Raw genomic sequence first — 25017 nt, forward strand, 5'->3', positions numbered from 1 at the left:
TTTTTGTTCTGCCGGAAAGCAGAGTAAGACTGGCGTAAGGAGAAAACTATGGGAATTATATCATATATACAAGAAGAGATACAGGTAGTAAGAGAGAGAGATCCGGCAATCAAATCCAATCTGGAAGTTTTCCTGTATCCCAGCTTCCGGGTTATACTCCGGTACAGACTTGCCCATAAATTATATCTGAAAAAACATTATTTCCTTGCACGCTGGATATCCCAGAGAGCCGCAAGAAAAACGGGGATAGAGATTCATCCGGGCGCAACGATCGGAAAAGGACTGTTTATTGATCATGGCAGCGGCGTTATTATCGGAGAGACCACAGTGATTGGAGACAATGTGACTCTTTACCAGGGCGTGACGCTGGGAGGTACAGGAAAGGAGCATGGAAAGCGTCATCCCACGCTGGAAGATAATGTAATGGTAAGCGCTGGGGCCAAGATTCTCGGTTCTTTTACAATCGGAGAGAATTCAAAAATCGGAGCGGGTTCCGTTGTGCTGGAGGAGGTGCCTCCGAACTGTACAGTAGTCGGTGTGCCGGGCCGTATTGTCCGCATGGACAATAAAAAGATCCCCCGTTCGGATCTGGATCAGATTCACCTGCCGGATCCGGTGCTCAATGATATTAAAAAACTGCAGCAGGAGAATATCAGACTCCACAGTCAGCTCAGAAAACTTATAAAAAATATGAGATGTTTGGAAAAGGAAGGAGAAACAGATGAAGATTTATAACACAATGTCAAAGACAAAAGAAGAGTTTGTCCCCCTGGAAGAGGGCAAAGTCAAAATGTATGTATGCGGTCCTACAGTGTATAATTATATCCATATCGGAAATGCCCGCCCCATGATTGTTTTTGACACCGTTAGAAGATACTTTGAATATAAGGGATACAACGTGAATTATGTTTCAAATTTTACAGACGTGGACGATAAGATTATCAAAAAAGCAATTGAGGAAGGCGTTACTGCAGACGAGATATCCAGGCGGTACATCGAAGAATGCAAAAAGGACATGGAAGGAATGAATGTAAAGCCGGCCACAAAAAATCCGTTGGCTACGGAGGAAATCTGCGGTATGGTGGATATGATCCAGACGCTGATCGATAAAGGCTATGCCTATGAAAAGAATGGCACGGTTTACTACCGGACAAGAAAGTTCAAAGATTACGGCAAGCTTTCCCATAAAAATCTGGATGATTTGCAGTCCGGGGGCAGAGCCCTGCTGGTAACCGGTGAGGATGAGAAGGAAGATCCGCTGGATTTCGTGCTCTGGAAGCCGAAAAAAGAAGGGGAGCCTGCATGGCAGTCACCATGGAGCGAAGGCCGTCCGGGATGGCATATTGAGTGTTCAGAGATGTCCAAAAAATATCTTGGAGAGCAGATCGACATCCATGCCGGCGGAGAGGATCTGATCTTCCCGCATCATGAGAACGAAATCGCCCAGAGTGAAGCTGCAAACGGAAAAGAGTTTGCCAGATACTGGATGCATAACGGATTCCTTAATATTGATAATCGGAAAATGTCAAAATCTCTGGGCAACTTCTTTACGGTAAGAGAAATCGGTGAAAAATACGATCTCCAGGTCCTTCGTTTCTTCATGCTCAGCGCCCACTACAGAAGTCCTCTTAATTTCAGTGCAGAACTGATGGAGGCGGCGAAAAACGGACTGGAGAGAATTATAACTGCCGCAGATAATCTGAAATTCCTCATGGAAAGTGCCGGGACAGAAGCCATCACAGAGGAGGAAATGCAGAAATATGAAGCCTCCGCACGGTTCGCGGCCGGATTTGAGAAGGCTATGGATGATGATTTTAATACAGCAGATGCAATCGCCGCTGTATTCGAATATGTAAAATTCATTAATACGAACACAGGAACAGACAATTCAAAAGAATATCTGGAGAAGCTTTACAGCCGTCTGGCAGAGCTGACAGATGTACTTGGAATTATTATTGACAGGAAAGAAGAAATGCTGGACGCTGACATTGAAGCTCTGATCGAGGAACGCCAGGCAGCAAGAAAAGAGAAGAACTTTGCAAGAGCAGACGCGATCCGCGAGGAACTTCTTGAAAAAGGTATCATACTGGAAGATACAAGAGAAGGAGTAAAATGGAAAAGAGCATAGTATACGGATTGGATTACTATATCAGTCAGATGCCGGGGGCGGAAGAAACAGATGCAAAGAGCTGTTCCCCCCTGGTGCTGGCGTATGTCGGCGACTGTGTCTTTGATCTGGTAATTAAAACCAGGGTTGTGGGCCGGGGCAACCGGCAGGTGCACAAGCTCCATGAAGAGACAAGTCATTTTGTTCAGGCGTCTGCCCAGTCTTTTATGATGCGCGCGATACAGGAGCATCTGACAGCAGAAGAGCATGCCGTTTACCGGCGGGGACGAAATGTAAAGAGTGTTTCCGCGGCAAAGAATCAGTCAATAACAGATTACCGGCGGGCTACCGGATTTGAAGCTTTGATCGGTTACCTGTACCTGGAACATCAGTATGAGAGACTGACCCGGCTTATCTCTATCGGGCTTGCAAGTATGGAGAGTCCGGAAGAAGCCGGAGAAAAACGCCCGGCACAGGATAAAGGGACGGGAAAGGAATAAAAATGCAGGAAAAATATAATGAAACAGACAGAAATGAAGAATCAGCGCGCACGCTTGTTATAGAGGGCAGAAATGCGGTGCTGGAGGCTATACGCGCGGGAAAGCCGATCGACAAACTGTTTATCCTTGACGGCTGCCAGGACGGACCTGTCCGGACGATTGTCAGGGAGGCCAAAAAACGGAGAATTGTTTTAAGTTTTGTGGACCGGGAGAGGCTTTCCCACTTGTCGGAAACCGGAAAACATCAGGGGGTGGTTGCTTTTGCGGCCGCCTATGAATACAGTGATATCGACTGTATGCTTGAACTGGCCGAAAAGAAGGGGGAGGATCCGTTTTTAATTCTGCTGGACGGGATAGAGGATCCCCATAATCTGGGCGCGATTATCCGGACCGCCAATCTCGCCGGGGCACACGGAGTAATTATTCCGAAGCGCAGAGCATCCGGCCTTACAGCAACTGTTGCCAAGACGTCTGCAGGAGCTCTGAACTACACCCCTGTGGCAAAGGTGACAAACCTTGTTAATACCATGAAAGAACTGAAAAAGAAAGGTTTGTGGTTTGTCTGCGCCGATATGGGCGGAAGGCTGATGTATGACATGAATATGACAGGACCTATCGGACTTGTGATCGGAAACGAAGGAGAAGGTGTAAGTCGGCTTGTTAGAGAAAACTGTGATTTTACGGCAGCTGTGCCAATGAAGGGTGAGATTGATTCGTTGAATGCATCGGTGGCGGCGGGAGTGCTGGCATATGAGATTGTCCGCCAGCGCATGTCTGCAAAGTAAGCAGGGTGACGGACATGAAAAAATATGAAAGAATGACGGATGAGCAGCTTATCGGTGAACTCCGTGGGGGAGATCAGGGCGTGATGGATTTTGTTATGGTGAAATATAAATCCATGGTCAGAAAAAAAGCCAGAGCCATGTATCTTCTGGGTGGAGAAAATGAGGACCTGATTCAGGAAGGAATGATTGGACTTATCAAAGCAGTTCGCGATTACAATCCGGAACAGGGAGCGTCATTTCAGAGTTTTGCCGAACTGTGCGTATCGCGCCAGATGTACAGTGCCATAGAGGCGTCTAAAAGGAAAAAGCATTTGCCGCTGAATTCTTATGTGTCTCTATATGAGTCGGGAGATGCCGAAGGAAACGATAAGAAGACGCCTTTGATCGATATGATTGAGCCGGTCCGGGAAAATGATCCGGAAACATTGTATTTCAGCAGAGAATATACGGAAGCGTTTGTGGAGCAACTGAAAGAACAGTTAAGCCCGCTTGAAAACCATGTGCTTTATCTGCATCTTGTGGGAACAGACTACAGAACCATTGCGGAAATTCTGGAAAAAAGCCCGAAATCCATAGATAATGCACTGCAGAGGATTCGGACGAAGGCGGGAAAAATGCTTGATAAAACCGGCTGACCGGCTAAAAAGAAAATTGACCGGCGCCGTAAAATGGCACATAAGCGCCGGTCGGAGAGAACAGGAGGCAGAAGATGAAGTTTGTAATACAGAGAGTGACGGAGGCGGCAGTACATGTAGACGGGCAATGTGTGGGAAACATCGGAAAAGGATTTCTTGTACTGATTGGCGTATGCGATACGGATACAGAAGCTGTAGCTGATAAAATGATACGGAAAATGAACGGCCTGCGGATTTTTGAGGATGAGAACGGAAAGACCAATCTCTCTCTTGGAGATGTGGGAGGAAGTCTTCTTCTGGTTTCCCAGTTTACCCTTTATGCAAACTGCAAAAAAGGCAACAGACCCAGTTTTATTGAAGCAGGCTCACCGGAACTTGCAGAACAGCTCTATGAATATATTATCGCTGAATGCAAAAAATCTGTACCGGAGGTACAGACAGGGATCTTCGGAGCAGATATGAAAGTCAGCCTGATCAATGACGGCCCCTTTACCATTCTGCTTGATTCTGAAAAAATGTAAAAAAATAAAGCTGTCTAGGGGACTTGAACCGCAATTGTTTTTCAAATAGCTGTATTTGTGAGAATCATTTTGTTCAATGCATGAAAAGGTGACCATATAGTGACCATTGATAAAATAGCATAGAAAAGGAGGCTATCTCGCACATATGCAATTTGAAATTAAATATTGAAATAAGCCTATTATTTATATGATGAGATGAGTAATTGAGTAATAGCTTATAATGGGCTTATTTTAGTGTTTGATTCCCTTACTGGAAAGTTGACCAACAAATAATCAAAAGCCGCTTATAAGGGCAAATACAAAGCGACAGAGTATATATAATAACTATAGGCATACCGGATAGAACAAACTATCTGGTATGCCTATTTTTTTACGCCTGCTGCCATGTGTTCTATTTTAAGTTGTATTAAAGATTTTTACAGACAACTGCTGCCAGACGATACTTTTATTGTCTAAGTGAAGGTTGGTGTCAAAATCAATTACCATAATAAGCAGAGAACAAATAGAATTGATTTTATAAAGGCTGATCTTCATCACTTGGAATGTAATGACAAATATCTTGAACATCACAGTCTAAAATACGACAGAGATCGTTAATTGTAGTAGTGTTTAAAGGCTTATTCTTGCGCAATTTATCTATAGTGGAACTGGAAATATGATAAGTGTTAATCAAAGTATATGTTGATTCTTTTGATTGCTTTAATGTTTTCCAGAATGGACTATAGTCAATCATGCCGTACCTCCTGTATATTTACAGATTAGTATGTGGTTGTTTTATTGACTATAGTCGTTAAAAAGACTATAATGAGAATGTGAAACAAGGAGCATATGAGCAATGCATAGTGTAAAATTGACTCCTGAGCAGAAATTCTGGAAGTTTATATCGGGAGACGATCTGGATTTTTATGAGGAATACACGATAAATCTATCGGATGAAGAGCAACAAGAATTTTTTGATAATAATCCAGATTTTATGTCGCAATATCCTATTAGCCGTGATAAAATATATTTATTGAGAGATGTGGTGTTTCGGGGGATTTTGAGAAAAATCAAAGAGTATGAGGGAGGAAAAAGGAAATGGAAAAGAAGAAAGTAATTTCAAGATTGGGAACAATTTGTGCGATATTTGCTATTTTAGGGGTAATTTTAATTGGCATCGGATTTTATAAGATTACAAGTTACGAAAATCCTGATTCGGATTATTCTTTTTACACGGAACATGTTAATTCTTATGTTGGCGGAGATGCGTATAATTATATTATCAACGGAACATATTTTACTGCGTATGCCGTAATGGGAACAGGTTCATTAATTATCTCAACAATTACAGGTATAGCAGCGGCTGTTTTATCGACACAAAATAAAGAAGAGAAAACAAATTTGGAAAATCCAGAACCAGATCCAATAGAATAATTTTGGAATATAATCCATATAGAGCGTCGGTTTTTACTGGCGCTTATATTTTCTCATAATTCCATATATTGTATGGTAAAATATGACTATTAGATGATGTGGTGTTATCTGGGACAGGCATAATAAATACAGGGGGATTTTATGCCATGGAAGAGAAAGAAAAGTATGAAATGATCAAATGTCCGCATTGTCAAAAAGATGTAACACATATTGAGGGAACGGATTATACATGCCCTTATTGTGGAAAATCGCTGAATGAGTATCAGGAGAAAGAGTCAAGATGGCAAAAAATGAAACAATATGTCCTTAAGAATAAGGTACTGGTTTCTATTGCTGCCTGTCTTGTTATCTGTGTACTGGCAATGAGCGGTACTGTGTCATCTGCTGTAAATGAAAAGGATCATCTTGAAGAACAGCTTCAGGATCAGATGATCCAATATGAAGATTTACAAAGCAAAAATGATACATTATCTGTAAAATATAATAGACTGCAAAGCAGTTATACTGACCTAGAAATTGAAATTACAAATTATCAGGATCAGCAGAAGGTTATTGACGATTTAAATACTCAACTGAGCGAACTATGGGAAAAGTATGATACGTTATCCGAAGAAAATGAAGAGTTAAAACAAAAAATATCAGAAACAGAAGATAATTCAGGTGCAGGAGGCGGTACGGGATCTGGATATGGTACGCTTTCTATTACTGGAGTCTCAAGTGGAAGTAGTGATAATTCTGGTGGAGGGATGGTATGGTTATCAGCTACCGGATCAAAATACCATAGTATTCCTGACTGCGGTAATATGAATCCGAACAATGCAAGACAAGTGTCAAGATCATCGGCTGAAGCACAGGGATATGATGCTTGTAGTAAATGCTGGTAGTATATGAAAGAGGTGTAAATGATGGCCAATTGTTTCTTTTGTGGTAAAAAAATAGGTATGTTTGATGGATGCTCTTATATCGAAAAAATGCCAACGTGCTCTTCTTGTGATAGTATGATCAGAGAGGATGTCAATAATGTCTTAGCAACTTGTCGTACTAAAGATGACATTATAAAAACGAAAGAACTTATATTAAAAAAATTAGAGAGTAAATTTTCGGAAGATAAACTAACGGTATTAAATAAATATGTTATGGATATGAGTAACTTATATTATAGTACTCTGCAGAACAAAGAAGAAAAAATAAAAAATAATTCTAATAGTGCAAATAGCATTTTTCAAGCAGAATTTGACTCTCATATGCTTACTACTGGATATGAATTTCATGGATACGAAATAAAAGATTATGTAGGGTTAGTGAGTGGAGAATGCGTAATAGGCACTGGCATTATGGCAGATTTATTTTCGGATTTCTCAGATTTAACAGGTTCAAAATCCAGTGCATTCTCAAATAAAATGAAAGAAGTAAAACAGGCTGCTCTTAATGAAATGATTGAAGATTCTATTGAACTCGGCGGAAATGCTATTATTGGTATTCAATATGATCATATAACATTTTCGGGTAAAAATATGATTGGAATTTCAATAAATGGAACATCCGTAAAAATAGTAAAGGTAGAAAAGGAATAAATGATGTTGTCGAAATGTCCGGAATGTGGAACTGAACTAACAGATGAAATGATAGAAGCTAATATGTGCTGGGAGTGCGGTAAAATATTGGATGAATCTTTGCTTGATAAAGAGACACTTGAAGACATTCACAACCAAGCAAAACAGAATAAATCTGAACAATATCTTGAATCTGATACACTTGATTCTAAAATGGAAGAATTGATTAAAAAGCATATGGTCACTACAGGATATAATTTTGAAGGATATTTTATTAAAAAGTATATTACTGTAGTACAAAGTGAAGTTGTCTTAGGTACAGGTTTTTTAAGCGAATTCAGTGCAGGTGTAAGTGATGTGTTTGGAATGGCGTCTGCGACAATGGAAAACAAATTATCGGAGGCGAAATATCGCGCACAACGGCAATTAATCAAACGAAGCATTAAAACAGGAGGAAATGCATTAATAGGTATAAGTATAAGCATTACTACATTGCGAAACAATATGCTGGTTATCTCATCTATGGGCACTTCTGTTGTTGTAGAGAAAATTGATTAAAATTCGTAAACAAACTGTAGTTCGATAGACTGAAATTTGCTTTTAATGTGAGTTTGGAACCCATCCCACTGCGAGTAACAAAATAGTTTACAAAATAAATGTAAATCACCCGGGGGTACTGTCCGGATTGTTCCGGTTGCCAGTACCTGGAAGACTCAGAAATACAGTCTTATCTTAAAAAATACAGGCCAATTTCAGCGTTTAGAAACCTGCCCCCCTGTACTTTCTAACTTTATAGTATAAAATAGAAATTTGCCACCAAAAACACAAGTACAAATAAAATCATATAGGCTGACAGTGTATCGATAAGATATGCTATCAGCCTATTTTTTACTTAATCAGTGTATCAGTCCGAGAGATGATATCATCTATATAATTTGTCTTCGGATTGTATACAAAAACGGATCGAACTTGATCACCGGCTGAAAATCTTTCTGAATCATATTTTACATAATATCCGCAGATGTCCTGTCCGTTCCCCTCATTGTCCAAAACAGTACCGCTTGACACTTCAATAATAATCTTCCCGTCTCTAGTTTCCAATGCGTCAAGTAGTTTTTCGTGGTCGCTTTCAGAGCAAATATAAAAAACTTTTGTCAGGCTGTCCGACTCTTGCGGTATCTCCAAATAATAACCTGTACCAGCTTCAAAGTTGAGTTGTAAGCCGTTAGCCGTACCGCTGTAGCTTATGACTGTATTCATCATATCAATATAGCTGTCAGTCTCTGCCGTGCTGTCTGCTGTCTTAATATGAATACATCCTATAATTGACACACTAACCAACATTGCTAATAATGCTTTAACAAATCTCTTTTTCATTTCTCTTATCTCCTTTATTTTGGTATATTGTAAGGGCGTAACCTCTATAGCCACGCCCTTATTAACTGTCCTATGCTTCAATATATAATCCCTGTTCCGTCTGAACTTCTGTTGATCCGTAATAATTGCGGATGTCGTTCATTGTAAGTTTTCTTTTGCTTCTCTTGCGAAATGCTTCGGAGTGCCAGTACCATGCTTTTTTATTTGAAGCCCATCTAAAACCGATTTCTTTTAGTTCTTTCTTGTACTGGTATGTATTTCCAGATACCCAGATCCACTCGCCTATGATCTCGATTGTTACACCTGTGAAATTGATTACTTTGTTCAGCACTTCACGGAGCTTTGCATCTTCGGAGAAATCATACTTCATATTGTTATAAAAGGAAGTCTTTTCTTCCTTATCAGATGTCCGCTTGCTGTCATGTCTGTCTTTCAGGAGCTTGAAAAGTTGTTCATATTCCTGATTGATCTCCTGCGTGGCTTCTGTTGAGCCATTCGGGTTATCTGGGTGATACCTCTTTAATAATTCTTTGTACTGTTTCCTGAGTTCCTCTAATGTATTGACATTTTTGAAATACGTCATTGTGAAAACCTCCTTTTAATGGGTCTTTGATTTATTTGTTGATATAATAATACACTAATGCTGGTGATATTTCAATTGACAAAATACACAAATGTTAGTGTATTGCAATACACAAATATTAGTGAAAATATCAATATACAAAACACTAACGCTAGTGTATAATTAAGCCATAAACAAAAACAACCGAGCGAGCCGAAAGCCCTCACAAATCTAAAGCAATATACCTGTGAGAAGTAACTAACAGAAGTGAACCAATAGTCAGGAAGATTCTTTAGAGGTTGTAATAAATCAAATACAAAACGGAGGTAGGAAGATATGTGTATTAAGAAAGTAGAACTTGAAAGCAAGGTACAGGAGTTAAGGAGTCTCAAAGCTTTAAAGGAAGAGACGGAAAACGAACTGAAAGCCATCGAAAGAGAAATCATTTCTTATATGGTAGAAAACGGGATTGACACCGAGATTACGGACACGGCAAAGATAACTTACAAACCGCAGAGCCGAACTACATTAGACAAAGAGAAGTTGACAGAGATTCTCGGGGATGATCTGAAGCCGTTCGAGAAAACAACAACTTACAATGTGCTGAGAGTCAAATAGTTTGTAGTAGCTGTGCTATCGGCTATACGGGCAGGAGGTAAAGCAATATGAAGAAGCAGACAGTTAGTTTTGCGGTGCAGACAGATAAGCATGGAGTGGTTCAAAAAATCGGTAAGAGTGTTATTGATCAGCCGAAAACCAATTTTAAAGGCGGTTCTTTTAAATCTGTTAAATGGTTTGATGATTCTCTTCTTGTGCGATACATCTACAGAGAAGAGGGGGAGCCAGTAATAAAAACTAAACAAGCATGGCTTGAATGGTTCGAACAAAACGGAGACAAAGAGAATTTCGGAGATGCAGAATCTTGGTTCTATGAAATGGTCAGAATGCAGATTTTATGCAAGGTGTCAAGATCTGGAAAGTGACGGTTTAGCCGTGGGGCATTCAGTTGCCCGCTCTTCCTTTGGCTATAAAGCCAGTAACAAACAAATCAAATACATATCAGAAAGAAGAGGTAGAAGAGTATGGAGATTACAAGAAGAAACGCGAACAACATTACAAGCGTGAAAGAGATCGGACTGTCAGATTTTTGCGTTGACACAACGGCAAATTTTAGCCTACACATTCCGCTTGATCGCATTAAAGGAGATGCAGAAAGTATTGTTGATGAATGCATGGAGAAGTACAAATCGAAATATCCGGATGTGAATATCAATAAAGACGTTTACTGCGATTTCCGCTTGATTCATTCTATAGGTTTTTCAGGAGAGCCGGAGTTTTCGGCAGAAGTAATCATTTGGCTGAAAGCAAAGAATGATTGCGGATGGCCTGAAGATCAGAGTGAGGATTACGAAGAAATCCCTGTAACTCTGACAGAGGACGCAAAGCAGGCAGTGAAGCGGATCATTGTTAAAAAGCTGATGGAAAACGGGTTGACAGAGTAATTACATAAGTAGAAGGGGGACGAAATTTCGTCCCTTACATAACCAGAAAGAAAAGGAGATAAGGAAAATGAATAAGAATAGAGTTGTGAATGGTATCGTATTCGACACGGCAAAGGCAAATTGTATGTGGGGTACAGAAATGTATATTTCTATTAAAGAGTTACCGGAAGAATTAACAGATACAGTAAATAAGGCAGTAGCGGAAAAAATAAAAGAATATTGTGTGGAGTGGAAGAACACAATGGAAAAATACGGACAGAAATGGAGCGACAAGCAGATCATTGAGCCACAGTTATGGGTGTACATTCCAGACTTCACGAATTCTGGAAACGATAAAAAGATTGAGTATGCATTGAATATCTTTTTCATCGATGCAGGAGATAAAAGCCTCTTTGATACTGTGCGCATTGATATCGGGTTACATACAACAGAAGAACTAAAAAATGTAGTCGTTGATGCGTTCAGCGGAATAATCAAATAGCATTTCAGGGAGTAAAATTTTACTCCCTGCATATAGAAGGAGATGTAAACAATGAGAGCAAAAAAGCACGTACTTCATCCGCTGACAGAAGAACAGAAAGCATTCGCGGAAATTAATCATAATCTTGTGTATCAGTTTCTTCACCGGAAAAATTACAGTATAGAGGAATATTACAATGTTGTGATTCTGGATTATGTCATGGCTTGCCAGATTTATCTTGAGCGAGAAGATTTACAGGAAAAATATGCTTTCCCGATAATTGCATATATGCGGATGAATTCAGCAATATCTAATCACTTTAAAGGAAAGAATTGCCAGTGTAGAAAGTCGGCGCATGGAACGGTAAGTATAGAACAGTTAAGTGATCCGGATGTTGGGACGGGAAACGAGCCTGCATCAGATAATTTGGATGTACTGGAAAGAATAGCCCAAACTGAACAGGACGAACATTTCATAGAAAATGTCCTGTTGCTGTTACCGGAGCGCCAAGGAAAGATTGTTCTTTATCTGATGGATGGATATAAAGAAAGAGAAATCTATAAGTTTCTCAGTATCGGACGTAAAATATATCGATCTGACATGGAAGAAATCAAAGATGCACTGGAAAATTTATTGAACAGATAATACATAAAGAGGTAATAGTTATGGGATTAGTTGTAACTAATGGATTTTTCTATATCGCAGAATCGAACAGTGGGAGTATTGAAAAAGTAGAAGAGGAAAGTAAAGCAAGACAGTTTGCTTCTGTCTCAAAGGCTATACAGTTTATCAAGGGTGGCGGAAACAAAACTAGGCATTATCATGTGTATGATACGGAAACAAACAAAATTTGTTGGAAATCTCAGAGAAGACGCAAACACTATTCGCCAGAAGTGAGGAAAATGATTTATGATAAGGCGGACGGAAGGTGTGCTCTATGTGGGCGGAAAATAACTTTATCAGATATGACGATTGATCATATTGTTCCATTAAATCGGAATGGAGAAAACAGCACAAACAATTTGCAGTGCGCATGTTATGCATGTAATCAATTTAAGGCTAATATTTTACCGGAAGATTTCATGGAACGTATCACGGCAATCTTCCTTTATCAGATGGGAAAGAAGTATAGTGGGAAAATCCGGTGGAAGATTGTACATAGGTTACTGGAAAACTTAATATAGGAAACCTGATCAGCATCGGTGGAATTTTTCTATCGGTGCTGATTGTGACAGTATTAAATTCCTGCTATAATATTAGTGTATAAACTAATTACCGTATAAAATATGTTTAAGGAAGGTTGTACTTTTATGATATCTTATGAAAAATTGTTTGAATTAATGAAGAAACAGGGGAAAACCACTACTCAAATAAGAGAACAAAAAATTATAGGACAGGAAACTCTTAGAAAATTAAAAAAGGGCACAGGAATTCTTGAAGAATATGATTATAGAAAACCAGATACTAAAGAAATAGAAAAAAAGACAAGAGAAATATCGGTCGATACAAAATCAATAGAATCTCTATGTACATGGTTAAAGTGTCAACCTAATAGTATAATGGAAGTGATACCTAATACATGGGATAATGCTGAACGGTTATGTAAAATTTTCGACTGTCCGAAAGAGGACTTACCTAAAAAAGTGCCTATGGAAACAAAACCGGAATAATCATAAGCTGGGAGTGATAAAGTGAGAATAGAGGATATACAATATTATTGTACACAATCTAAAATTAAGTGGTATAAACACGCTTTGGAAAGAATGCAGGAAAGAGATATCAGCCGTGCAGATGTAATAAATTGTATTATGCATGGAGAGATAATAGAGGACTATCCGGATGATTTCCCGCATCCTAGTTGTTTGATTTTTGGTTATACTGTAAATGAAAAGGTGATTCATACTGTAGTAAGTTTGGATATCGGAAATGATTCTATTGGAATTATAACGGTATATTTTCCAAACACAGATAAATTTGAAGCTAATTTAAAAACAAGAAAGGGGCGTTAAATATGTGTATGTTATGTAAATGTGACACGGTTAAGCAGAGTACCACTACTCATGTGGTTAATTACAATGGATCTGTTATTATCATCAAAAACGTTCCGTGTGAAGAATGTGAACAGTGCGGCGAAATCTTTTATACCGATGAAGTAGCAGAACATTTGGAAGAGATGGTTAATGATGCCAAGAAGTTATTACAGGAAATTTCAGTTATTGATTATTCAAAGGTAGCATAATAAATTTTTGTAGATAAGAGCACCAACTGGAGGAAAATTACTCTTCTGAAGGTGCTTTTTCTTTTTCCTGTTGCCTGTATCGGATTTCTTTTAATGCCTGGTCAAGATGAGCCTTATCCCAGTTCTGACGGATTGTTTCCTGCTTAAGCTGATGAATGCGATTATCAAGATAGCGGTCAGCCCAGTGTATTAGTGCAGCAGGAATCAATCTTTCCGGAATCTTCTGAAGAATCCAGAAAAGGAAGTCTTCTAATTTATCATGGATCTGTCTGGAAAAATCCTTTGCCCTGTTTCGGGGTGTGATTTCATAGTTCATACAAACTAACTCCTTTAAATGCTACAACTTAATTTTGACGATGTAGCACTATATATAATATAAGGGATAGCGGAAAAATCGGCAATTAGTTTTCTGGTTCGTATTCTCATACATAATACGAACTTTCCCTTATTTTCGAGGTTTGTGAGAGTCGGGAAAAAATATTATTCAAAATACGAACTGAATCAATCGAAAATACGAACTAAATACAATCGAGGAAGGAGTTAGTGGAATGAACAAGAAAACAGTTGCACTAAACGAACAGCAGTATGAAAGGATCATAAAAACTATTTTGACCGGATTTATTTGTGCAGATGGGCATATTGTAAAAGGCAATCAAAGAATTGCAACAACTTTAGTGCTTGAAGCCAATTTAGGAATCAGGATTTCGGATATTGTAAAGTTGAGTCTGAATTCAATTATCCATGACGGGAACCGTTACCGCTTGGACATCGTGGAGAAGAAAACCAAAAAGAAGAGAGAGTTTACTGTGCCACTGGAAATATATTCATACATCCAGAACTATGCACTGGAAAATAATATCAGTCCTACTGCCAGACTGTTCCCGATCAGTGAGAGAGCAGTACAGAAGTTATTAAAACTGGCTTGTGATTATCTAGGATATGAGAATATTTCAACACATTCGTTTCGGAAATACTTTGGAACTAACATATATGAGGAAAATAATCATGATATCAACCTTGTTAGAGTCTTGTTGCAGCATTCAAGCGTGACTACAACCCAGCGGTATATAGGTATTGCACAAGATCAAATTGAGAATGCATTGCAAAAGCATATAAAGCTGTTATAGAGGTGCAGCGGATTTGGTGCAGGGGTGTGTCAGATTTGACGCGGGGGCAATCTGATCTCACATTATGTGAGGAAAGAAAATACAATGTAGCACTTTATATATAGAAGAAACAGAATCAGGAGGCTGTGAAATATGGGAGAAGATCGGCTCATAAAGAAAGCATATAAAAAAGGATTTGCAGAAGGTGTTCGGCTAATGGAACAGAGAATGTTATTAGCTGCAGAGAGCGGAACACCCATTAATGTAGAAGGAAGAGCTTATTTTGTGAAAAATGATATGGATCATCTGAAGGAGATATTTGCAGAGATAGAACGGAAGTAAGATGGATATTACTTCTATTTGACAATGCTAGGTCAATGAATGTATTATAAAGACGGTGGCAACTACCTCATAGTTGTGTATTTGATTTATTTGTTTGGCAGGGAGACTGTGCAGAGATGCATGGTCTTTTCTGCTTTTTATGTTCGTTCGGTGGAAGAAGATGATTTAAAAGAAAACCCAGCGAAATAGTAGGAATTTCGATTTGATTGCATGATTTATGCGGAAAATTCAGGGGTTCGTATTGTGATTCGGTAGAACTAATGAGAAATAAAATAGTTTCTTGATAAATGATAATTATTATCAATTAAAAAGGGCGTATCATTATAATTTTGGAAATAGTCAGTAGTTAAGGGGAAATCTGGAGATTATATGGTGTAAAAAGTGAGATAGTTCGATGATTTTTTCATGGCATGGTGTGTGAGTGGAAGATTAAAAATAATACAAAAAATACAAGATATAGATATTCAAGCTGAAAAATACTAATACATCTTGACAAACGCTATATGTAGTAGTAACGTATATTATATCTTACGAAATATAGAAAAGAGGTTATAGCGTATGAATGAATTTGTTCAGACTCTTTTGATAGCAGCAGTACCATCCTTGATTGCAGGGATATTATCGTATTTAGCAGCTAGAAAAAATGCAAAAACTCAAATTGATTCTATACAAGAGCAGAATAAAGCTGATATAGAAAAAATAGTTCAAGAGCATAAATTAGAATTAGAAACTTTAGAAAAGAAACATACTCAGGAAATTGAACTGTTAGAAAAGCAATATGATAGAGAAACCAAAAAAGGAGAAGAAGAGATAAAAAATCAGTTGGCAGCAAATGTTATTACTGGTATGTTTAGCGGACTGTTTTCGGCAAATAGTCCTATTATGGAACAATTAAATGAAACGATTGTCCAGAGTATGAAACAATCACAAAATAATTCTGGAGAATAATTGTTGTTAATAATTCATTATTATTAATGCCAGAACGAGCAAGAAAGAAGGTGCTGTAATGGCAACAAATCCACCTAGCGGAGACGGAAGAAGGAACGGAGCAGTAAAAAGGCGCTCTCAAACATTCAATCCTCAAAATAACAGATGGGTAAAACGAGACACAGAAACAGGTAAATTCATGAACGTAAAATCAGATGGTACTCCATTCAAAGGAGTTCGGAAGGAAAAGTAAGTGGAGAATAAAGATTATTTAGAGAACATATGCAATATGATTAGCGAAATAGCTCGGATTGCGAAAGAGTTACTTTGTGACATACATAAACAAATAAGCCAAAGTATTATTGCCATAGCTACAATTGCTCATGAAATTATGTTGGAAATGCCCAATATTACGAGTAACAACTTTCTCGAATTATCTAGACTTTTAAGCGCTATACCAAAAGATACTTGCATATTTGACGATCAATATGAGAAAAAATTATCATCATATAGACGTAGATATAAGAAACCAATAAAAGCATTTTTCGGTAAGCATCCGATAATACGTGATATTATAGTGGGCGTTTTAATTGATCTTATCGCTACAAGTATTATGTGGTCAGTTCAAAATAATAATGAGGACTGCGTTAAAAAAGAATCTTTGCAATTAGAATATCATTCTGAAAACAGAACATATAATATGCAGATCGAGAAAGATACTATTGATGATGGCATAACAATAACTTTTCCTGATGACAGCACACTAATCCTCAATATGCCGTAGACTTATATATGACAAAGAAGCCTTCCGGAATAGTTCCCAGAAGGCTTTTAGTATGTTTATTCAAAATTCTACTTGATCAGGCGGGAGGATAGAGATATGTTCTTTATTGCGTTCAATGGGTAATGCTTCTTTTATTCCAGCACGTAATTCATCAAATAATTGCTCTTTAGTAATTGAACATTCGTTTTCATTTCTTATATCTATTTCCTCTAATTTTTTAGAAATCGAAGATAATAAATCCTGTATTTCCTTTTGTGTTGATTCGTATAAAAAATTAGCAAACGGCTGCCCGCATAACATTAATAAAAAGACAGGATCAATTTTAACAGAGGCATTAATGTTTTTCATACAATTTAGTAGTATATCACGATCTCTTCTAGTACCGCTATTAAATATAATTTTAATTTGTTTATTAATGGAAGAAAGTAGAGAAGCAAAAAAACGTTGCTGTTCTTCATCAGTTCGTAGTGGATATAATTGATAAAGCTCTAATTTCTTTTCTGATCCAGTTATAGGAATTGCTTTTATAATTTTATCTAAATACGCTTCACTTTTAGAAAGAAACGTTTGCAAGTCCGCTGTGGATTGAGCACCATATTTTACTATAGATATTATATCAATTAAATCGTTACGATAGATGGTACGTTGTCGATGATCATCTCCATTTTTTCCATTACGCTCGACTTGGGAATACCATGAATCATTGTTTTTTATAAGATTAGATATTTTCTTTTTGGTTATTTTATTTGCTTCTCTAAGTTGTTTTAGATGATCTATTAATGTAATTTCTTGGTCGTTAATGAGTAACCTTTGAAATTTATCGTATCTTGGCATTGTTGTAGCAACTTTCATTGTATCAATCCTTTCTGGAAATTTGCACTTTGTCTTTATATACAACAATATATATACAATATTAAATGAGATTATACAATAAATCAAGAATGATATGTAAATCATAAAAAATTAATTTGCACTTTGTTATTATATACAATTTATAAAATACAATATTAAATAAAAAATACAATAAAAAACAAAAATATTGTATAAAAGGATTGACTGACATAAATGCTTGTGCTATACTCATATCACAACGATGATGATACATCGTTACGCACCTATCAACAGTGGAAATAAAAAAGAAGCCTGAGATGCTCGGCAAAGCAACTCGGCTCCTGAATGTACAGATGAGATGATCACCTATACTATACCTTGAACAAGTAAAGTATAAACTATGATTCGTCTTATGACAACCCAGAACGTTTGTTCTTGCGGTATCTGTTATTTAATTTCCCAAATTTCAAGATTACAACTTAATGAGCGGAGGATTGATATCTATGCTCTATGGTATAGGTTTTCTTTCGTTTACTCAAAAATTGTACCTTGAAAATAGAATATAGTCTCTGTACCTATGGGCAGAGTCGGTGAAGCGAAATGATGATAGGCTTGAATATATTCTAGTCGTTGCGTTGAGTGAGAGAAACAAGCATCCTAGATCCTGTTAATTCCGTCTGAAAAAGTAGACACTGTGATTCCATAGGGAAAGTGCGCTCTTTTTACAAGAAAATGTGGAATATATGGAATGAGGTGGTAAGAGAATAGGTATAAAACTTATATTTTTTACCCATTAAGGAAAAGAATATAGAAGTATATGCCTGTAAATTAAGAAATTAGCTGAGTTGACACACAAAACATAAAGGAAGGAGATGAATTGAGTGGAACTAAACCGATGCGATTATGTGATTTTGGGGATTCTTCATTCGAAGGGGGCAACTAAGATGATGTATGGCCAAAGCATCTATGAGATTAAAGAATCCGAAAAAATCAGCAAAATAGGTACTATATATAAGGAAGTAAAGAAGTTGCAGAAATTTGGTTATGTTGCGGAAGGTGTCAAAGCAGGAAGAGCAAAGACATACTATTTGACCAAAGAGGGAATCAATATGCTGCCAGACAAAAAGGAGAGAATCAATTATGAGTAATAAAGAATATCTTAAAATGTATGGCTTTCTTGGTATCGGTCAGTTTGGTGGAAACATTACCAGAAAGTTTGAAGAAGCTGGATATCCATGTGTTGTGGTTAATAGCTCACAGGAAGATCTACAGACCGTGAAGAATGCAAAAAACAAGTTTCATTTCAAGAACGGGAGCGGATGCCATAAAAATAGGAAGAAATCGAAACAGCTTCTACAACAGAATCTGGATGCATTGCTAAATGAGATCAAATCAAAAATGCCGGGAGTTTCTACTATATTTATATGTGCATCATCGGCAGGCGGTACAGGCTCTGGAATGTTGGCAGCCGTAGCAAAGATTGTGAGTCAGATACTACATATCACGGTTTGCGTCGTAACGGTGTTGCCGAGTAATGCTGAAAATTTCCAGTCATATGCAAATACAGTGGAACTATTTCAGGAATTGGAAAAGTTAGACTGCTTGGGAGCAATGTTCGTACTAGATAACGCCAAACATAATGACAAGCTGAAGATCAATGATATATTTTTTACTCATTTAGATGCTTTGCTTGCCAATGTAAATGGATCTGATTATGGATGCTTGGATCGTAGTGAAATAAATCAGTTGCTTTCTACATCTGGTATGGCTGTACTGGCTAAGCTTGGCAAGGATAAATCAGCGATGTTAATATCTGCAATTACTGATAAAAACATATACGCACCGATCGAACCGAATAAGGTTGTTAAATATATCGGTATTATGAGTACAGGGAAACAACAGACACTTGATGAACTCTATTTATCCGTTGGGATGCCGATTGATACTTATATAGGAACAGATTCAACTTCCAATGTGTGTATGCTTGCAGGAATGACATTGCCAAAGACTCGATTGAATGAGATTAAGTCAATGGCACAGACGAATGCCAATACCATAAAAAAGAATATGGAGACTGCTAAATCAGAGCTATTTGACGATTCTATGGATTTTCTCAATATGTTTGAAGAGGATAAACCTGTAAAAGAAGAGAAAAAGGTGTCCAGTTGGGATGTCTTGAAAGAGTTTCTGTAATAGAACGTAAAAGTATATACGAGAATGTAGAACAATATATTGAGTCGGTAACTATTAAATACAAATAAATAAAAGTTGAAAAGGAGATCAGAGAATTATGAACAGAGCAGAGAGAAGGAAACAGGAAAGAGAAAACAGAAGGAACAGCAAGAAAAACTATCAGTATGTCGGAATTAAAGAAATTCCGGTACAAGCAATTCAGCACGATCCGAATTTAAAAGAACCCGACAAGGAAATTATCGAATTGTGCCAGCACGAATATGACTGGAAAGAGACAAATGCAATCAAGCATGAAGTATCATGGGGCTTGATTATGACAGGCGTTTCATATCTGGATTCATTATGTGCGTTGAGATTTGATATAACACCGGCAGATGATAAAGTCCTTGTCCGCAACACTATGTATCATATCTGTAATGCAGTCAATTACTTCTTGGGACTGTGTGGGGATGATCGGGATATAACTATTCGGGAACTAATTAATGAAGCGAAGGCAAACAAGGAGACTAATGTTGTTATGCCTGTCCCGGAAGGCGCTGAGATATATCCTATGCAGCCACTTCCAAACGAGGATGCCGTGGATGATTTATATGCAGGATTTGTTGTAAGTCATGCATATGAGCTGGCAGATTATCTCACAAATGTAAGACCATCCGTTATTGTTGGAGATGAAGAGTATGTTTTTGAAGTGCTGAATATGATTGTGAAAAAGACAAAAGAACTTTTGCCGGAAGCGGAAGTTGATTCTGAGAGTTTTATCGTAGAACTGTAGAATATTAATCCAGTGGGGAGGTTATTCTGCCCACTGGAAAAGTTGAAAGGATGAATATATGGATAAAGTAGAAGTAGGACAATATTATTATGTAGCAGATCTAAATCATGTGAACACAAGTTATCGTGTTCAAGTATTAGAAATAATAAACAGTAAAGTGGTAAAGGTGATTAATTCACCTAAAAGTTCAAAGCAACGTAGCAAATACAAACCATTTAATATCCCTATTGATGCATTACATGAAACAGCATGGGAGGCAGGTATTAGAGGACGTGATGAACTTAAGCGAGAGAGAAAACGTGTGAAGAAGAATAAGAATAAAAATAAGTTCAGAAAAAAGAATATAGAAAATAGGAAGGCAAAGGAGAAGAACAACGAGGATGGAAGTACAATGAATTCTGTTGAAGATCTGTTAAGTGTTCAGGACGATGATCCACGCTTTGAATGGGTTTTAAAAATATTATATGAGTTTGATATAAAAATCCCGCTTTTGTCTTGGTGCGGTATGACACTTGAGGAACTGGAAAACGCTTATAACGAATTGAAAGAAGAACAGGCATGACAGGAGGTATGTAAAAATGAAGGGTACGGTAAAATGGTTTGATTCGAAAAAAGGTTATGGAGTTATCAACGGAGATGATGGAAAAGATTATTTTGTCCATCAGTCAAACATTCAAATGAGCGGCTTCAGGAAACTTGACGAAGGCGATATTGTTGAATTTGAGGTTGGCATTGGCGGTAATGGTAAGGAACAGGCGTTGAATGTAAATCCTGTTTTGACATTGCAGATGATCAAGCAGGCACTAAGAAAAGATGATTTATACGTTGAAGAAATAAATAAGGGCGATTGCAACGAGGGATATGCGGTCGTTGATCAGAACAATGTTATCCAGACAGGAAACAACGGTATGTCTTACCGCGATCTGGCTAAGTATGTAGGCTTTGATGTCGATGAAATTTGTGCATAACAAAGAGAATAGTGATAATAGGACGGTGCGCTGAGTGCCGTCCAGGAAAAAATGAAAATGGAGGAACATATATTATGCAGAAAACAAATAACAACAACACACTTATTCATCCGGTTGAAAACGAAAAATCATGGAAAGAGCCGGTATATGATGGTTTTGTGAGCCGCGAAGAGTTCATTAATCGTACAGGAATATTTGTAACGCCAGAATATTTTAGATACATTTATGACAGTGAATGGACTGATAAAGCAAAAAAGTCAGGCACTACAGTAGACGAATTTATTGACAATTATGAAGATGAACATATGGGTGAAGTGGTGGAGACCCCGTTACAAGGAACCTTCAAATATCTTGTCATGGATGATTGTGTGAGCTGTGGTGGAGATTATGAAGATCTTCATTATGAGCCGAATATATGGGAGATTGCAAATTCTCTTGCGCGAGAATCTTCTTACTGGAAGGATTCAAAGAGAAAGGCCATTGAAACTTATCAGAATGCTCTGGATGATCTCAATAAAAACTTAAAAAACGATGCTATGAATTTTAGATTAGCACTTTCAGAGCCAACAACAGAAATTCCGAGCTAAGTGACAAGGTTAATTTGGGGTGGTGCCATTATGCACTGCCCTGTGATATAACAAATGACCTCTTTTCCGAACACAGAAAATATCAAATCGTAACTCGTAAACAATCTATTTCATTTCAATTTCTTTTAAATTTCCAAATACGAAAAACAGAATATAGTAGTAGAGCTTAATGCTCAAGAGCATAGAGAGATCATAAGTACAATCATCTCTATGCTCTATACTAATGCAAAGGAGAGATGTGCTATTAACAATCAAACGGGTTTCCTGAAACAATATTACGAAATGCTCTACCCGGAAAAGCTAAAAGATAATGAGTATATTCGAATGCTTGCTTTGAGACGTGATGAATCTGGACAGGTTGGTACAGCAAAGGGCGATAGAATAACAAATTATGTAAAAGATTTTGAATCGTACTGCAACTTTATATATAAATACAGGTGCACACACGATGTTTATAACCAACTTGCAACAAATAGAGGAAATAGTAGGGGCACTGCTGATAATCAAAGACAAAGAAGAGTCCTATATTTAGACTTTGACAATAAAGATTATCCAGATATTAAAAATGCAATGGAATGCACACAGTTAATAAAAGAAAAAATTCCTAAACTTTTTCTTCACGCATGTATTAGTAGCGGACATGGATATCATTATTACATAAGTATTAAGCCAACTTGTAGAATATCGGATGTAATAGAGGTTAATAAAGAACTTGTGACAATACTCGGAGCAGATCCAAGGGCAGCATCACCGGCTCAAATTTCACGTCCTCCGTGTAGTTATAATCATAAGATGGAGAATGGTAAATATGATTATGAAAATAAAGAAAACTGGTCTTTTGTTAGAGTGATTGATAATGGTTATAAAGTAGGAAATCAGTTCAAAGCATTTGACTTTTCGTATATTTCAAGATTAATCAATAAGTATAATGAGCAACAGGACAATTTAATGATTTTAGAAAAAGAGCCGTGGAACTATGAAATTTTGAATGAGTATCCATGTTATCTGTGTGTCCGCAAAGTAATGAATGAAGGTGCTGATAAGGGACAGCGAAATTTTTGGCATGGCAGGATTGTAAAACTCTTACAAATGGAAGGCTACACCGAATCTAAAATCTATTCTCTGTGCCATCAATATAATAAACGTTGCAGACCTCCTAAAACGGACAGGATTATTGAAGAGGATACAAAACGGTATCTGGAAGGAAATTATAAGCTGCTGGGATGCTATGAAAGTTTTAAACCGGAAGATCCAAAGCGAAATTATGTAGAAGAGCAATGCGATAAAGTACATTGTGGAACATATCATAACGGAGCTAAAGTTTCGATCTCAAAGGGGAATGCGGCAAAAATGAATAAAAAGATTTTAACTAAAAAGCATTTTCGCGAAACAAAAGGACACGAATTTCTGATTATTACGTTATTGGAAGTGTATAAAAACAGTTACGGACGGCGTGGCTTTAGAGTCAGAAACTTGCAAGAATTATTGTATTCGTCAATACAAAAGAAAAATTGTATAGGAGAAAGACGGTTACAGGAACTTCTAATTGGTCTTAAGGAAAAATCATATATAGAAATAACAGCTGATAAAAAGAAACCAAATGATTTTAGAGAAAGCAAATTACGCTTGTCTCGCAAATTAAGCGAATTTCAAAAGGGATATATTGAGTTTTATTTTTCGATTGCGAATGCATTGATAGATGGAAAAATATCTCAGCTGGATTATGTTATATATATTGCACTCGTAAATAATCTGCAAGATAGAAAAAAGGTAACTTACGAAGAATTGGCGGATACCATTGGATTAGATGAGCTTACTCCGAATGAGATTGGAAAGCATATAAGAAAGTTAAGTAAAGAGAGATGTTTGATTATAGAAAAACAATATACAGATAAAGGGTATGAGTGGAATAAATACAAATTAATTGACCCTAAAGTTGTAGAAGAAGATGACGAAGACGATAAGCGAAGAGACTTTGAGATAAATATAAAGCTGTTGGCATGACAGTGTAGATATGTGTGGTTCCCACTGATTCACTTACAGTTCATATAATACATTTGTATACAATAGGGGGGATTTTAGAATTTCAATATTTGAAAAATAAGCGATGGTTAAGGGACGTTTTGAAGTCAAAAATGTCATTTTGATTACGAAATCCAGGGGGGATTTTAAACGTCCTTGATTTGCAAAAAACCTTGATTTTACAAGGGATTCTGGCATTTTTACTGTGCAAAATAAAAAAATTAGAGCAATATAAATGCTACAAAATTACATATATTATTTTACCATGTAGAAGATATAATTGCAATATTTTTAAGCATAAAGGAGAAAAGTATATTGAGCAATACAACAAAAATCAAATATGTAACCGTTAATGACAAGTTGTATCAAGTAAAAGAGATAAGTTTCTTTCATATGACCATGAGTCTTGTTCCATGTGATACGCCCATAGATGATGTTCCTGCAGATGAAGTGTTTCCGGTGGAGGAGTGTAGAAGAGATTTTCATGTGACGATAGAGAATTGACAGGGCAGTTTTCTAAACATTCAATATGAAGGATTAGAAATATGGGAGCGAATGAAACTACTATTTCAAGATGTGTGAAAGGAACCAGCACGTCGCCACTGATTCTAAATTACAGTCTGTAAAATTGTCAACACTAAAATGAATACGATTAAGAGGCATATGACCTCTGCTAAGTGCTTCATAATATCTCACCTCCCTTACTAAATTATTGGAAACGAAATAATTCAATAACGGGAGTTTGATATTGGCTAGAATCTATAAATGCTGGCGGCATTTAAGGGTGCGGGCGACGGCGGCTGGCTATGGACGGGGAGCAGTATTACTATT

The 25017-nt window shown here is 37.3% G+C and carries 38 protein-coding genes; 33 read left to right on the plus strand and 5 right to left on the minus strand.

The features are described 5' to 3' along the window. The first annotated feature begins 48 nt into the window (after window positions 1-48). The 6 genes from epsC to dtd all read left to right on the plus strand — a co-directional run bounded on the left by epsC (window position 49) and on the right by dtd (window position 4548). Entirely contained in the window at window positions 49-735 is a 687-nt protein-coding gene (epsC, locus tag AC0QUU_RS08400; RefSeq protein ID WP_474542060.1) for a serine O-acetyltransferase EpsC, read from the plus strand. Next, the gene (cysS, locus tag AC0QUU_RS08405; protein WP_474542062.1) at window positions 722-2128 is read left to right on the plus strand and encodes a cysteine--tRNA ligase; all 1407 of its coding nucleotides are present in this window, start codon (window positions 722-724) and stop codon (window positions 2126-2128) included. Before epsC ends, cysS begins: the two co-directional genes overlap by 14 nt. Next, entirely contained in the window at window positions 2113-2607 is a 495-nt protein-coding gene (locus AC0QUU_RS08410) for a Mini-ribonuclease 3 (protein WP_474542064.1), read from the plus strand. Before cysS ends, AC0QUU_RS08410 begins: the two co-directional genes overlap by 16 nt. A 2-nt stretch (window positions 2608-2609) precedes the next feature. Continuing rightward, the gene (gene rlmB / locus AC0QUU_RS08415; protein WP_474542066.1) at window positions 2610-3392 is read left to right on the plus strand and encodes a 23S rRNA (guanosine(2251)-2'-O)-methyltransferase RlmB; all 783 of its coding nucleotides are present in this window, start codon (window positions 2610-2612) and stop codon (window positions 3390-3392) included. A 14-nt stretch (window positions 3393-3406) separates the two neighbouring features. Further along, the gene (locus tag AC0QUU_RS08420; RefSeq protein ID WP_474542068.1) at window positions 3407-4027 is read left to right on the plus strand and encodes a sigma-70 family RNA polymerase sigma factor; all 621 of its coding nucleotides are present in this window, start codon (window positions 3407-3409) and stop codon (window positions 4025-4027) included. A gap of 74 nt (window positions 4028-4101) precedes the next feature. Further along, window positions 4102-4548, plus strand: coding sequence for a D-aminoacyl-tRNA deacylase (dtd, locus tag AC0QUU_RS08425; RefSeq protein WP_474542070.1), 447 nt, complete (start codon window positions 4102-4104; stop codon window positions 4546-4548). 514 nt (window positions 4549-5062) lie between these two features. On the opposite strand, the gene AC0QUU_RS08430 is transcribed toward dtd, so the two are convergent. Then, window positions 5063-5281 (minus strand): helix-turn-helix domain-containing protein, encoded by a 219-nt coding sequence (locus AC0QUU_RS08430; RefSeq protein ID WP_474542072.1) that lies wholly within the window; start codon window positions 5279-5281, stop codon window positions 5063-5065. 102 nt (window positions 5282-5383) lie between these two features. On the opposite strand from AC0QUU_RS08430, the gene AC0QUU_RS08435 reads away from it, so the two are divergent. The 5 genes from AC0QUU_RS08435 to AC0QUU_RS08455 all read left to right on the plus strand — a co-directional run bounded on the left by AC0QUU_RS08435 (window position 5384) and on the right by AC0QUU_RS08455 (window position 8072). Continuing rightward, the gene (locus AC0QUU_RS08435; protein ID WP_474542074.1) at window positions 5384-5644 is read left to right on the plus strand and encodes a hypothetical protein; all 261 of its coding nucleotides are present in this window, start codon (window positions 5384-5386) and stop codon (window positions 5642-5644) included. Next, entirely contained in the window at window positions 5626-5961 is a 336-nt protein-coding gene (locus tag AC0QUU_RS08440) for a hypothetical protein (RefSeq protein WP_474542075.1), read from the plus strand. The genes AC0QUU_RS08435 and AC0QUU_RS08440 overlap by 19 nt, the downstream gene beginning before the upstream one ends. A 146-nt stretch (window positions 5962-6107) precedes the next feature. Then, window positions 6108-6845 carry a hypothetical protein gene (locus AC0QUU_RS08445; protein WP_474542077.1) on the plus strand — a complete coding sequence of 246 codons (738 nt, stop codon included), beginning with the start codon at window positions 6108-6110 and terminating at the stop codon, window positions 6843-6845. Window positions 6846-6863: 18 nt separating this feature from the next. Then, complete coding sequence (locus AC0QUU_RS08450) at window positions 6864-7535, plus strand: YbjQ family protein (protein ID WP_474542079.1); 672 nt, start codon at window positions 6864-6866, stop codon at window positions 7533-7535. 48 nt (window positions 7536-7583) lie between these two features. Further along, on the plus strand, window positions 7584-8072 hold the full coding sequence (locus tag AC0QUU_RS08455; protein ID WP_474542081.1) for a YbjQ family protein: 489 nt from the start codon (window positions 7584-7586) through the stop codon (window positions 8070-8072). A 330-nt stretch (window positions 8073-8402) separates the two neighbouring features. Here the strand turns inward: AC0QUU_RS08455 and AC0QUU_RS08460 are convergent, their stop codons facing one another. Both AC0QUU_RS08460 and AC0QUU_RS08465 read right to left on the minus strand, forming a co-directional pair. Beyond that, window positions 8403-8891 (minus strand): hypothetical protein, encoded by a 489-nt coding sequence (locus tag AC0QUU_RS08460; protein ID WP_474542083.1) that lies wholly within the window; start codon window positions 8889-8891, stop codon window positions 8403-8405. 70 nt (window positions 8892-8961) lie between these two features. Continuing rightward, window positions 8962-9474, minus strand: coding sequence for a J domain-containing protein (locus AC0QUU_RS08465; protein ID WP_474542085.1), 513 nt, complete (start codon window positions 9472-9474; stop codon window positions 8962-8964). A 315-nt stretch (window positions 9475-9789) separates the two neighbouring features. Between AC0QUU_RS08465 and AC0QUU_RS08470 the strand changes: the two genes are divergently transcribed. The 9 genes from AC0QUU_RS08470 to AC0QUU_RS08510 all read left to right on the plus strand — a co-directional run bounded on the left by AC0QUU_RS08470 (window position 9790) and on the right by AC0QUU_RS08510 (window position 13654). Further along, entirely contained in the window at window positions 9790-10071 is a 282-nt protein-coding gene (locus tag AC0QUU_RS08470) for a hypothetical protein (RefSeq protein ID WP_474542087.1), read from the plus strand. A 47-nt stretch (window positions 10072-10118) separates the two neighbouring features. After that, window positions 10119-10436: a hypothetical protein gene (locus AC0QUU_RS08475; protein WP_474542089.1), complete on the plus strand. Its 318-nt coding sequence runs from the start codon at window positions 10119-10121 to the stop codon at window positions 10434-10436. A 99-nt stretch (window positions 10437-10535) separates the two neighbouring features. Next, complete coding sequence (locus AC0QUU_RS08480) at window positions 10536-10955, plus strand: hypothetical protein (RefSeq protein WP_474542091.1); 420 nt, start codon at window positions 10536-10538, stop codon at window positions 10953-10955. Window positions 10956-11022: 67 nt separating this feature from the next. After that, the gene (locus tag AC0QUU_RS08485; protein WP_474542093.1) at window positions 11023-11436 is read left to right on the plus strand and encodes a hypothetical protein; all 414 of its coding nucleotides are present in this window, start codon (window positions 11023-11025) and stop codon (window positions 11434-11436) included. Window positions 11437-11562: 126 nt separating this feature from the next. Then, complete coding sequence (locus AC0QUU_RS08490; RefSeq protein WP_474542095.1) at window positions 11563-12060, plus strand: hypothetical protein; 498 nt, start codon at window positions 11563-11565, stop codon at window positions 12058-12060. Between the two features lie 20 nt (window positions 12061-12080). Further along, entirely contained in the window at window positions 12081-12599 is a 519-nt protein-coding gene (locus AC0QUU_RS08495) for an HNH endonuclease (RefSeq protein WP_474542097.1), read from the plus strand. Window positions 12600-12725: 126 nt separating this feature from the next. Then, window positions 12726-13085 (plus strand): helix-turn-helix domain-containing protein, encoded by a 360-nt coding sequence (locus AC0QUU_RS08500; RefSeq protein ID WP_474542099.1) that lies wholly within the window; start codon window positions 12726-12728, stop codon window positions 13083-13085. 21 nt (window positions 13086-13106) lie between these two features. Further along, a complete protein-coding gene (locus tag AC0QUU_RS08505; protein ID WP_474542101.1) occupies window positions 13107-13424 on the plus strand; it encodes a DUF4258 domain-containing protein in 318 nt (105 codons plus the stop codon). Window positions 13425-13432: 8 nt separating this feature from the next. Next, entirely contained in the window at window positions 13433-13654 is a 222-nt protein-coding gene (locus AC0QUU_RS08510) for a type II toxin-antitoxin system MqsA family antitoxin (protein ID WP_474542103.1), read from the plus strand. Between the two features lie 37 nt (window positions 13655-13691). On the opposite strand, the gene AC0QUU_RS08515 is transcribed toward AC0QUU_RS08510, so the two are convergent. Beyond that, the gene (locus AC0QUU_RS08515) at window positions 13692-13970 is read right to left on the minus strand and encodes a hypothetical protein (protein ID WP_474542105.1); all 279 of its coding nucleotides are present in this window, start codon (window positions 13968-13970) and stop codon (window positions 13692-13694) included. A gap of 232 nt (window positions 13971-14202) precedes the next feature. On the opposite strand from AC0QUU_RS08515, the gene AC0QUU_RS08520 reads away from it, so the two are divergent. From AC0QUU_RS08520 to AC0QUU_RS08540, 5 genes are all read left to right on the plus strand, one after another. Beyond that, window positions 14203-14781, plus strand: coding sequence for a tyrosine-type recombinase/integrase (locus AC0QUU_RS08520; protein ID WP_474542106.1), 579 nt, complete (start codon window positions 14203-14205; stop codon window positions 14779-14781). Between the two features lie 132 nt (window positions 14782-14913). Further along, a complete protein-coding gene (locus tag AC0QUU_RS08525; protein WP_474542108.1) occupies window positions 14914-15102 on the plus strand; it encodes a hypothetical protein in 189 nt (62 codons plus the stop codon). Window positions 15103-15660: 558 nt separating this feature from the next. Beyond that, a complete protein-coding gene (locus tag AC0QUU_RS08530) occupies window positions 15661-16050 on the plus strand; it encodes a hypothetical protein (RefSeq protein WP_474542109.1) in 390 nt (129 codons plus the stop codon). Between the two features lie 58 nt (window positions 16051-16108). Further along, window positions 16109-16282, plus strand: a complete 174-nt coding sequence (locus AC0QUU_RS08535; protein WP_474542110.1) for a hypothetical protein — start codon at window positions 16109-16111, stop codon at window positions 16280-16282. Next, window positions 16283-16813 (plus strand): hypothetical protein, encoded by a 531-nt coding sequence (locus AC0QUU_RS08540; RefSeq protein ID WP_474542111.1) that lies wholly within the window; start codon window positions 16283-16285, stop codon window positions 16811-16813. Between the two features lie 60 nt (window positions 16814-16873). Here AC0QUU_RS08540 and AC0QUU_RS08545 read toward each other — a convergent pair whose 3' ends face one another. Then, the gene (locus AC0QUU_RS08545) at window positions 16874-17665 is read right to left on the minus strand and encodes a hypothetical protein (RefSeq protein WP_474542113.1); all 792 of its coding nucleotides are present in this window, start codon (window positions 17663-17665) and stop codon (window positions 16874-16876) included. Between the two features lie 860 nt (window positions 17666-18525). Between AC0QUU_RS08545 and AC0QUU_RS08550 the strand changes: the two genes are divergently transcribed. The 8 genes from AC0QUU_RS08550 to AC0QUU_RS08585 all read left to right on the plus strand — a co-directional run bounded on the left by AC0QUU_RS08550 (window position 18526) and on the right by AC0QUU_RS08585 (window position 24690). Then, window positions 18526-18792, plus strand: coding sequence for a hypothetical protein (locus AC0QUU_RS08550; protein WP_474542114.1), 267 nt, complete (start codon window positions 18526-18528; stop codon window positions 18790-18792). Beyond that, a complete protein-coding gene (locus AC0QUU_RS08555; RefSeq protein ID WP_474542115.1) occupies window positions 18785-19837 on the plus strand; it encodes an FtsZ/tubulin family protein in 1053 nt (350 codons plus the stop codon). The genes AC0QUU_RS08550 and AC0QUU_RS08555 overlap by 8 nt, the downstream gene beginning before the upstream one ends. A gap of 97 nt (window positions 19838-19934) precedes the next feature. Next, window positions 19935-20609, plus strand: a complete 675-nt coding sequence (locus AC0QUU_RS08560) for a hypothetical protein (protein WP_474542116.1) — start codon at window positions 19935-19937, stop codon at window positions 20607-20609. A 58-nt stretch (window positions 20610-20667) separates the two neighbouring features. After that, the gene (locus tag AC0QUU_RS08565; RefSeq protein WP_474542118.1) at window positions 20668-21171 is read left to right on the plus strand and encodes a hypothetical protein; all 504 of its coding nucleotides are present in this window, start codon (window positions 20668-20670) and stop codon (window positions 21169-21171) included. A 16-nt stretch (window positions 21172-21187) separates the two neighbouring features. Continuing rightward, a complete protein-coding gene (locus AC0QUU_RS08570) occupies window positions 21188-21577 on the plus strand; it encodes a cold shock domain-containing protein (protein WP_474542119.1) in 390 nt (129 codons plus the stop codon). Window positions 21578-21651: 74 nt separating this feature from the next. After that, window positions 21652-22164, plus strand: coding sequence for a hypothetical protein (locus AC0QUU_RS08575; protein ID WP_474542120.1), 513 nt, complete (start codon window positions 21652-21654; stop codon window positions 22162-22164). Window positions 22165-22374: 210 nt separating this feature from the next. After that, window positions 22375-24168 carry a hypothetical protein gene (locus tag AC0QUU_RS08580; protein ID WP_474542121.1) on the plus strand — a complete coding sequence of 598 codons (1794 nt, stop codon included), beginning with the start codon at window positions 22375-22377 and terminating at the stop codon, window positions 24166-24168. 333 nt (window positions 24169-24501) lie between these two features. Then, the gene (locus tag AC0QUU_RS08585) at window positions 24502-24690 is read left to right on the plus strand and encodes a hypothetical protein (RefSeq protein WP_474542122.1); all 189 of its coding nucleotides are present in this window, start codon (window positions 24502-24504) and stop codon (window positions 24688-24690) included. The last annotated feature ends 327 nt before the right edge of the window (window positions 24691-25017 follow it).

This window comes from Mediterraneibacter sp. HA8405 (genome assembly GCF_056148955.1).

What these genes read in the sequence shown, in the direction of transcription:
- epsC (WP_474542060.1), top strand. Translation starts at nt 49, where the DNA reads ATGGGAATTATATCATATATACAAGAAGAGATACAGGTAGTAAGAGAG.
- cysS (WP_474542062.1), top strand. Translation starts at nt 722, where the DNA reads ATGAAGATTTATAACACAATGTCAAAGACAAAAGAAGAGTTTGTCCCC.
- AC0QUU_RS08410 (WP_474542064.1), top strand. Translation starts at nt 2,113, where the DNA reads ATGGAAAAGAGCATAGTATACGGATTGGATTACTATATCAGTCAGATG.
- rlmB (WP_474542066.1), top strand. Translation starts at nt 2,610, where the DNA reads ATGCAGGAAAAATATAATGAAACAGACAGAAATGAAGAATCAGCGCGC.
- AC0QUU_RS08420 (WP_474542068.1), top strand. Translation starts at nt 3,407, where the DNA reads ATGAAAAAATATGAAAGAATGACGGATGAGCAGCTTATCGGTGAACTC.
- dtd (WP_474542070.1), top strand. Translation starts at nt 4,102, where the DNA reads ATGAAGTTTGTAATACAGAGAGTGACGGAGGCGGCAGTACATGTAGAC.
- AC0QUU_RS08430 (WP_474542072.1), bottom strand. Translation starts at nt 5,281, where the DNA reads ATGATTGACTATAGTCCATTCTGGAAAACATTAAAGCAATCAAAAGAA.
- AC0QUU_RS08435 (WP_474542074.1), top strand. Translation starts at nt 5,384, where the DNA reads ATGCATAGTGTAAAATTGACTCCTGAGCAGAAATTCTGGAAGTTTATA.
- AC0QUU_RS08440 (WP_474542075.1), top strand. Translation starts at nt 5,626, where the DNA reads ATGGAAAAGAAGAAAGTAATTTCAAGATTGGGAACAATTTGTGCGATA.
- AC0QUU_RS08445 (WP_474542077.1), top strand. Translation starts at nt 6,108, where the DNA reads ATGGAAGAGAAAGAAAAGTATGAAATGATCAAATGTCCGCATTGTCAA.
- AC0QUU_RS08450 (WP_474542079.1), top strand. Translation starts at nt 6,864, where the DNA reads ATGATGGCCAATTGTTTCTTTTGTGGTAAAAAAATAGGTATGTTTGAT.
- AC0QUU_RS08455 (WP_474542081.1), top strand. Translation starts at nt 7,584, where the DNA reads ATGATAGAAGCTAATATGTGCTGGGAGTGCGGTAAAATATTGGATGAA.
- AC0QUU_RS08460 (WP_474542083.1), bottom strand. Translation starts at nt 8,891, where the DNA reads ATGAAAAAGAGATTTGTTAAAGCATTATTAGCAATGTTGGTTAGTGTG.
- AC0QUU_RS08465 (WP_474542085.1), bottom strand. Translation starts at nt 9,474, where the DNA reads ATGACGTATTTCAAAAATGTCAATACATTAGAGGAACTCAGGAAACAG.
- AC0QUU_RS08470 (WP_474542087.1), top strand. Translation starts at nt 9,790, where the DNA reads ATGTGTATTAAGAAAGTAGAACTTGAAAGCAAGGTACAGGAGTTAAGG.
- AC0QUU_RS08475 (WP_474542089.1), top strand. Translation starts at nt 10,119, where the DNA reads ATGAAGAAGCAGACAGTTAGTTTTGCGGTGCAGACAGATAAGCATGGA.
- AC0QUU_RS08480 (WP_474542091.1), top strand. Translation starts at nt 10,536, where the DNA reads ATGGAGATTACAAGAAGAAACGCGAACAACATTACAAGCGTGAAAGAG.
- AC0QUU_RS08485 (WP_474542093.1), top strand. Translation starts at nt 11,023, where the DNA reads ATGAATAAGAATAGAGTTGTGAATGGTATCGTATTCGACACGGCAAAG.
- AC0QUU_RS08495 (WP_474542097.1), top strand. Translation starts at nt 12,081, where the DNA reads ATGGGATTAGTTGTAACTAATGGATTTTTCTATATCGCAGAATCGAAC.
- AC0QUU_RS08500 (WP_474542099.1), top strand. Translation starts at nt 12,726, where the DNA reads ATGATATCTTATGAAAAATTGTTTGAATTAATGAAGAAACAGGGGAAA.
- AC0QUU_RS08510 (WP_474542103.1), top strand. Translation starts at nt 13,433, where the DNA reads ATGTTATGTAAATGTGACACGGTTAAGCAGAGTACCACTACTCATGTG.
- AC0QUU_RS08515 (WP_474542105.1), bottom strand. Translation starts at nt 13,970, where the DNA reads ATGAACTATGAAATCACACCCCGAAACAGGGCAAAGGATTTTTCCAGA.
- AC0QUU_RS08520 (WP_474542106.1), top strand. Translation starts at nt 14,203, where the DNA reads ATGAACAAGAAAACAGTTGCACTAAACGAACAGCAGTATGAAAGGATC.
- AC0QUU_RS08525 (WP_474542108.1), top strand. Translation starts at nt 14,914, where the DNA reads ATGGGAGAAGATCGGCTCATAAAGAAAGCATATAAAAAAGGATTTGCA.
- AC0QUU_RS08530 (WP_474542109.1), top strand. Translation starts at nt 15,661, where the DNA reads ATGAATGAATTTGTTCAGACTCTTTTGATAGCAGCAGTACCATCCTTG.
- AC0QUU_RS08535 (WP_474542110.1), top strand. Translation starts at nt 16,109, where the DNA reads ATGGCAACAAATCCACCTAGCGGAGACGGAAGAAGGAACGGAGCAGTA.
- AC0QUU_RS08545 (WP_474542113.1), bottom strand. Translation starts at nt 17,665, where the DNA reads ATGAAAGTTGCTACAACAATGCCAAGATACGATAAATTTCAAAGGTTA.
- AC0QUU_RS08555 (WP_474542115.1), top strand. Translation starts at nt 18,785, where the DNA reads ATGAGTAATAAAGAATATCTTAAAATGTATGGCTTTCTTGGTATCGGT.
- AC0QUU_RS08560 (WP_474542116.1), top strand. Translation starts at nt 19,935, where the DNA reads ATGAACAGAGCAGAGAGAAGGAAACAGGAAAGAGAAAACAGAAGGAAC.
- AC0QUU_RS08565 (WP_474542118.1), top strand. Translation starts at nt 20,668, where the DNA reads ATGGATAAAGTAGAAGTAGGACAATATTATTATGTAGCAGATCTAAAT.
- AC0QUU_RS08570 (WP_474542119.1), top strand. Translation starts at nt 21,188, where the DNA reads ATGAAGGGTACGGTAAAATGGTTTGATTCGAAAAAAGGTTATGGAGTT.
- AC0QUU_RS08575 (WP_474542120.1), top strand. Translation starts at nt 21,652, where the DNA reads ATGCAGAAAACAAATAACAACAACACACTTATTCATCCGGTTGAAAAC.
- AC0QUU_RS08580 (WP_474542121.1), top strand. Translation starts at nt 22,375, where the DNA reads ATGCTCTATACTAATGCAAAGGAGAGATGTGCTATTAACAATCAAACG.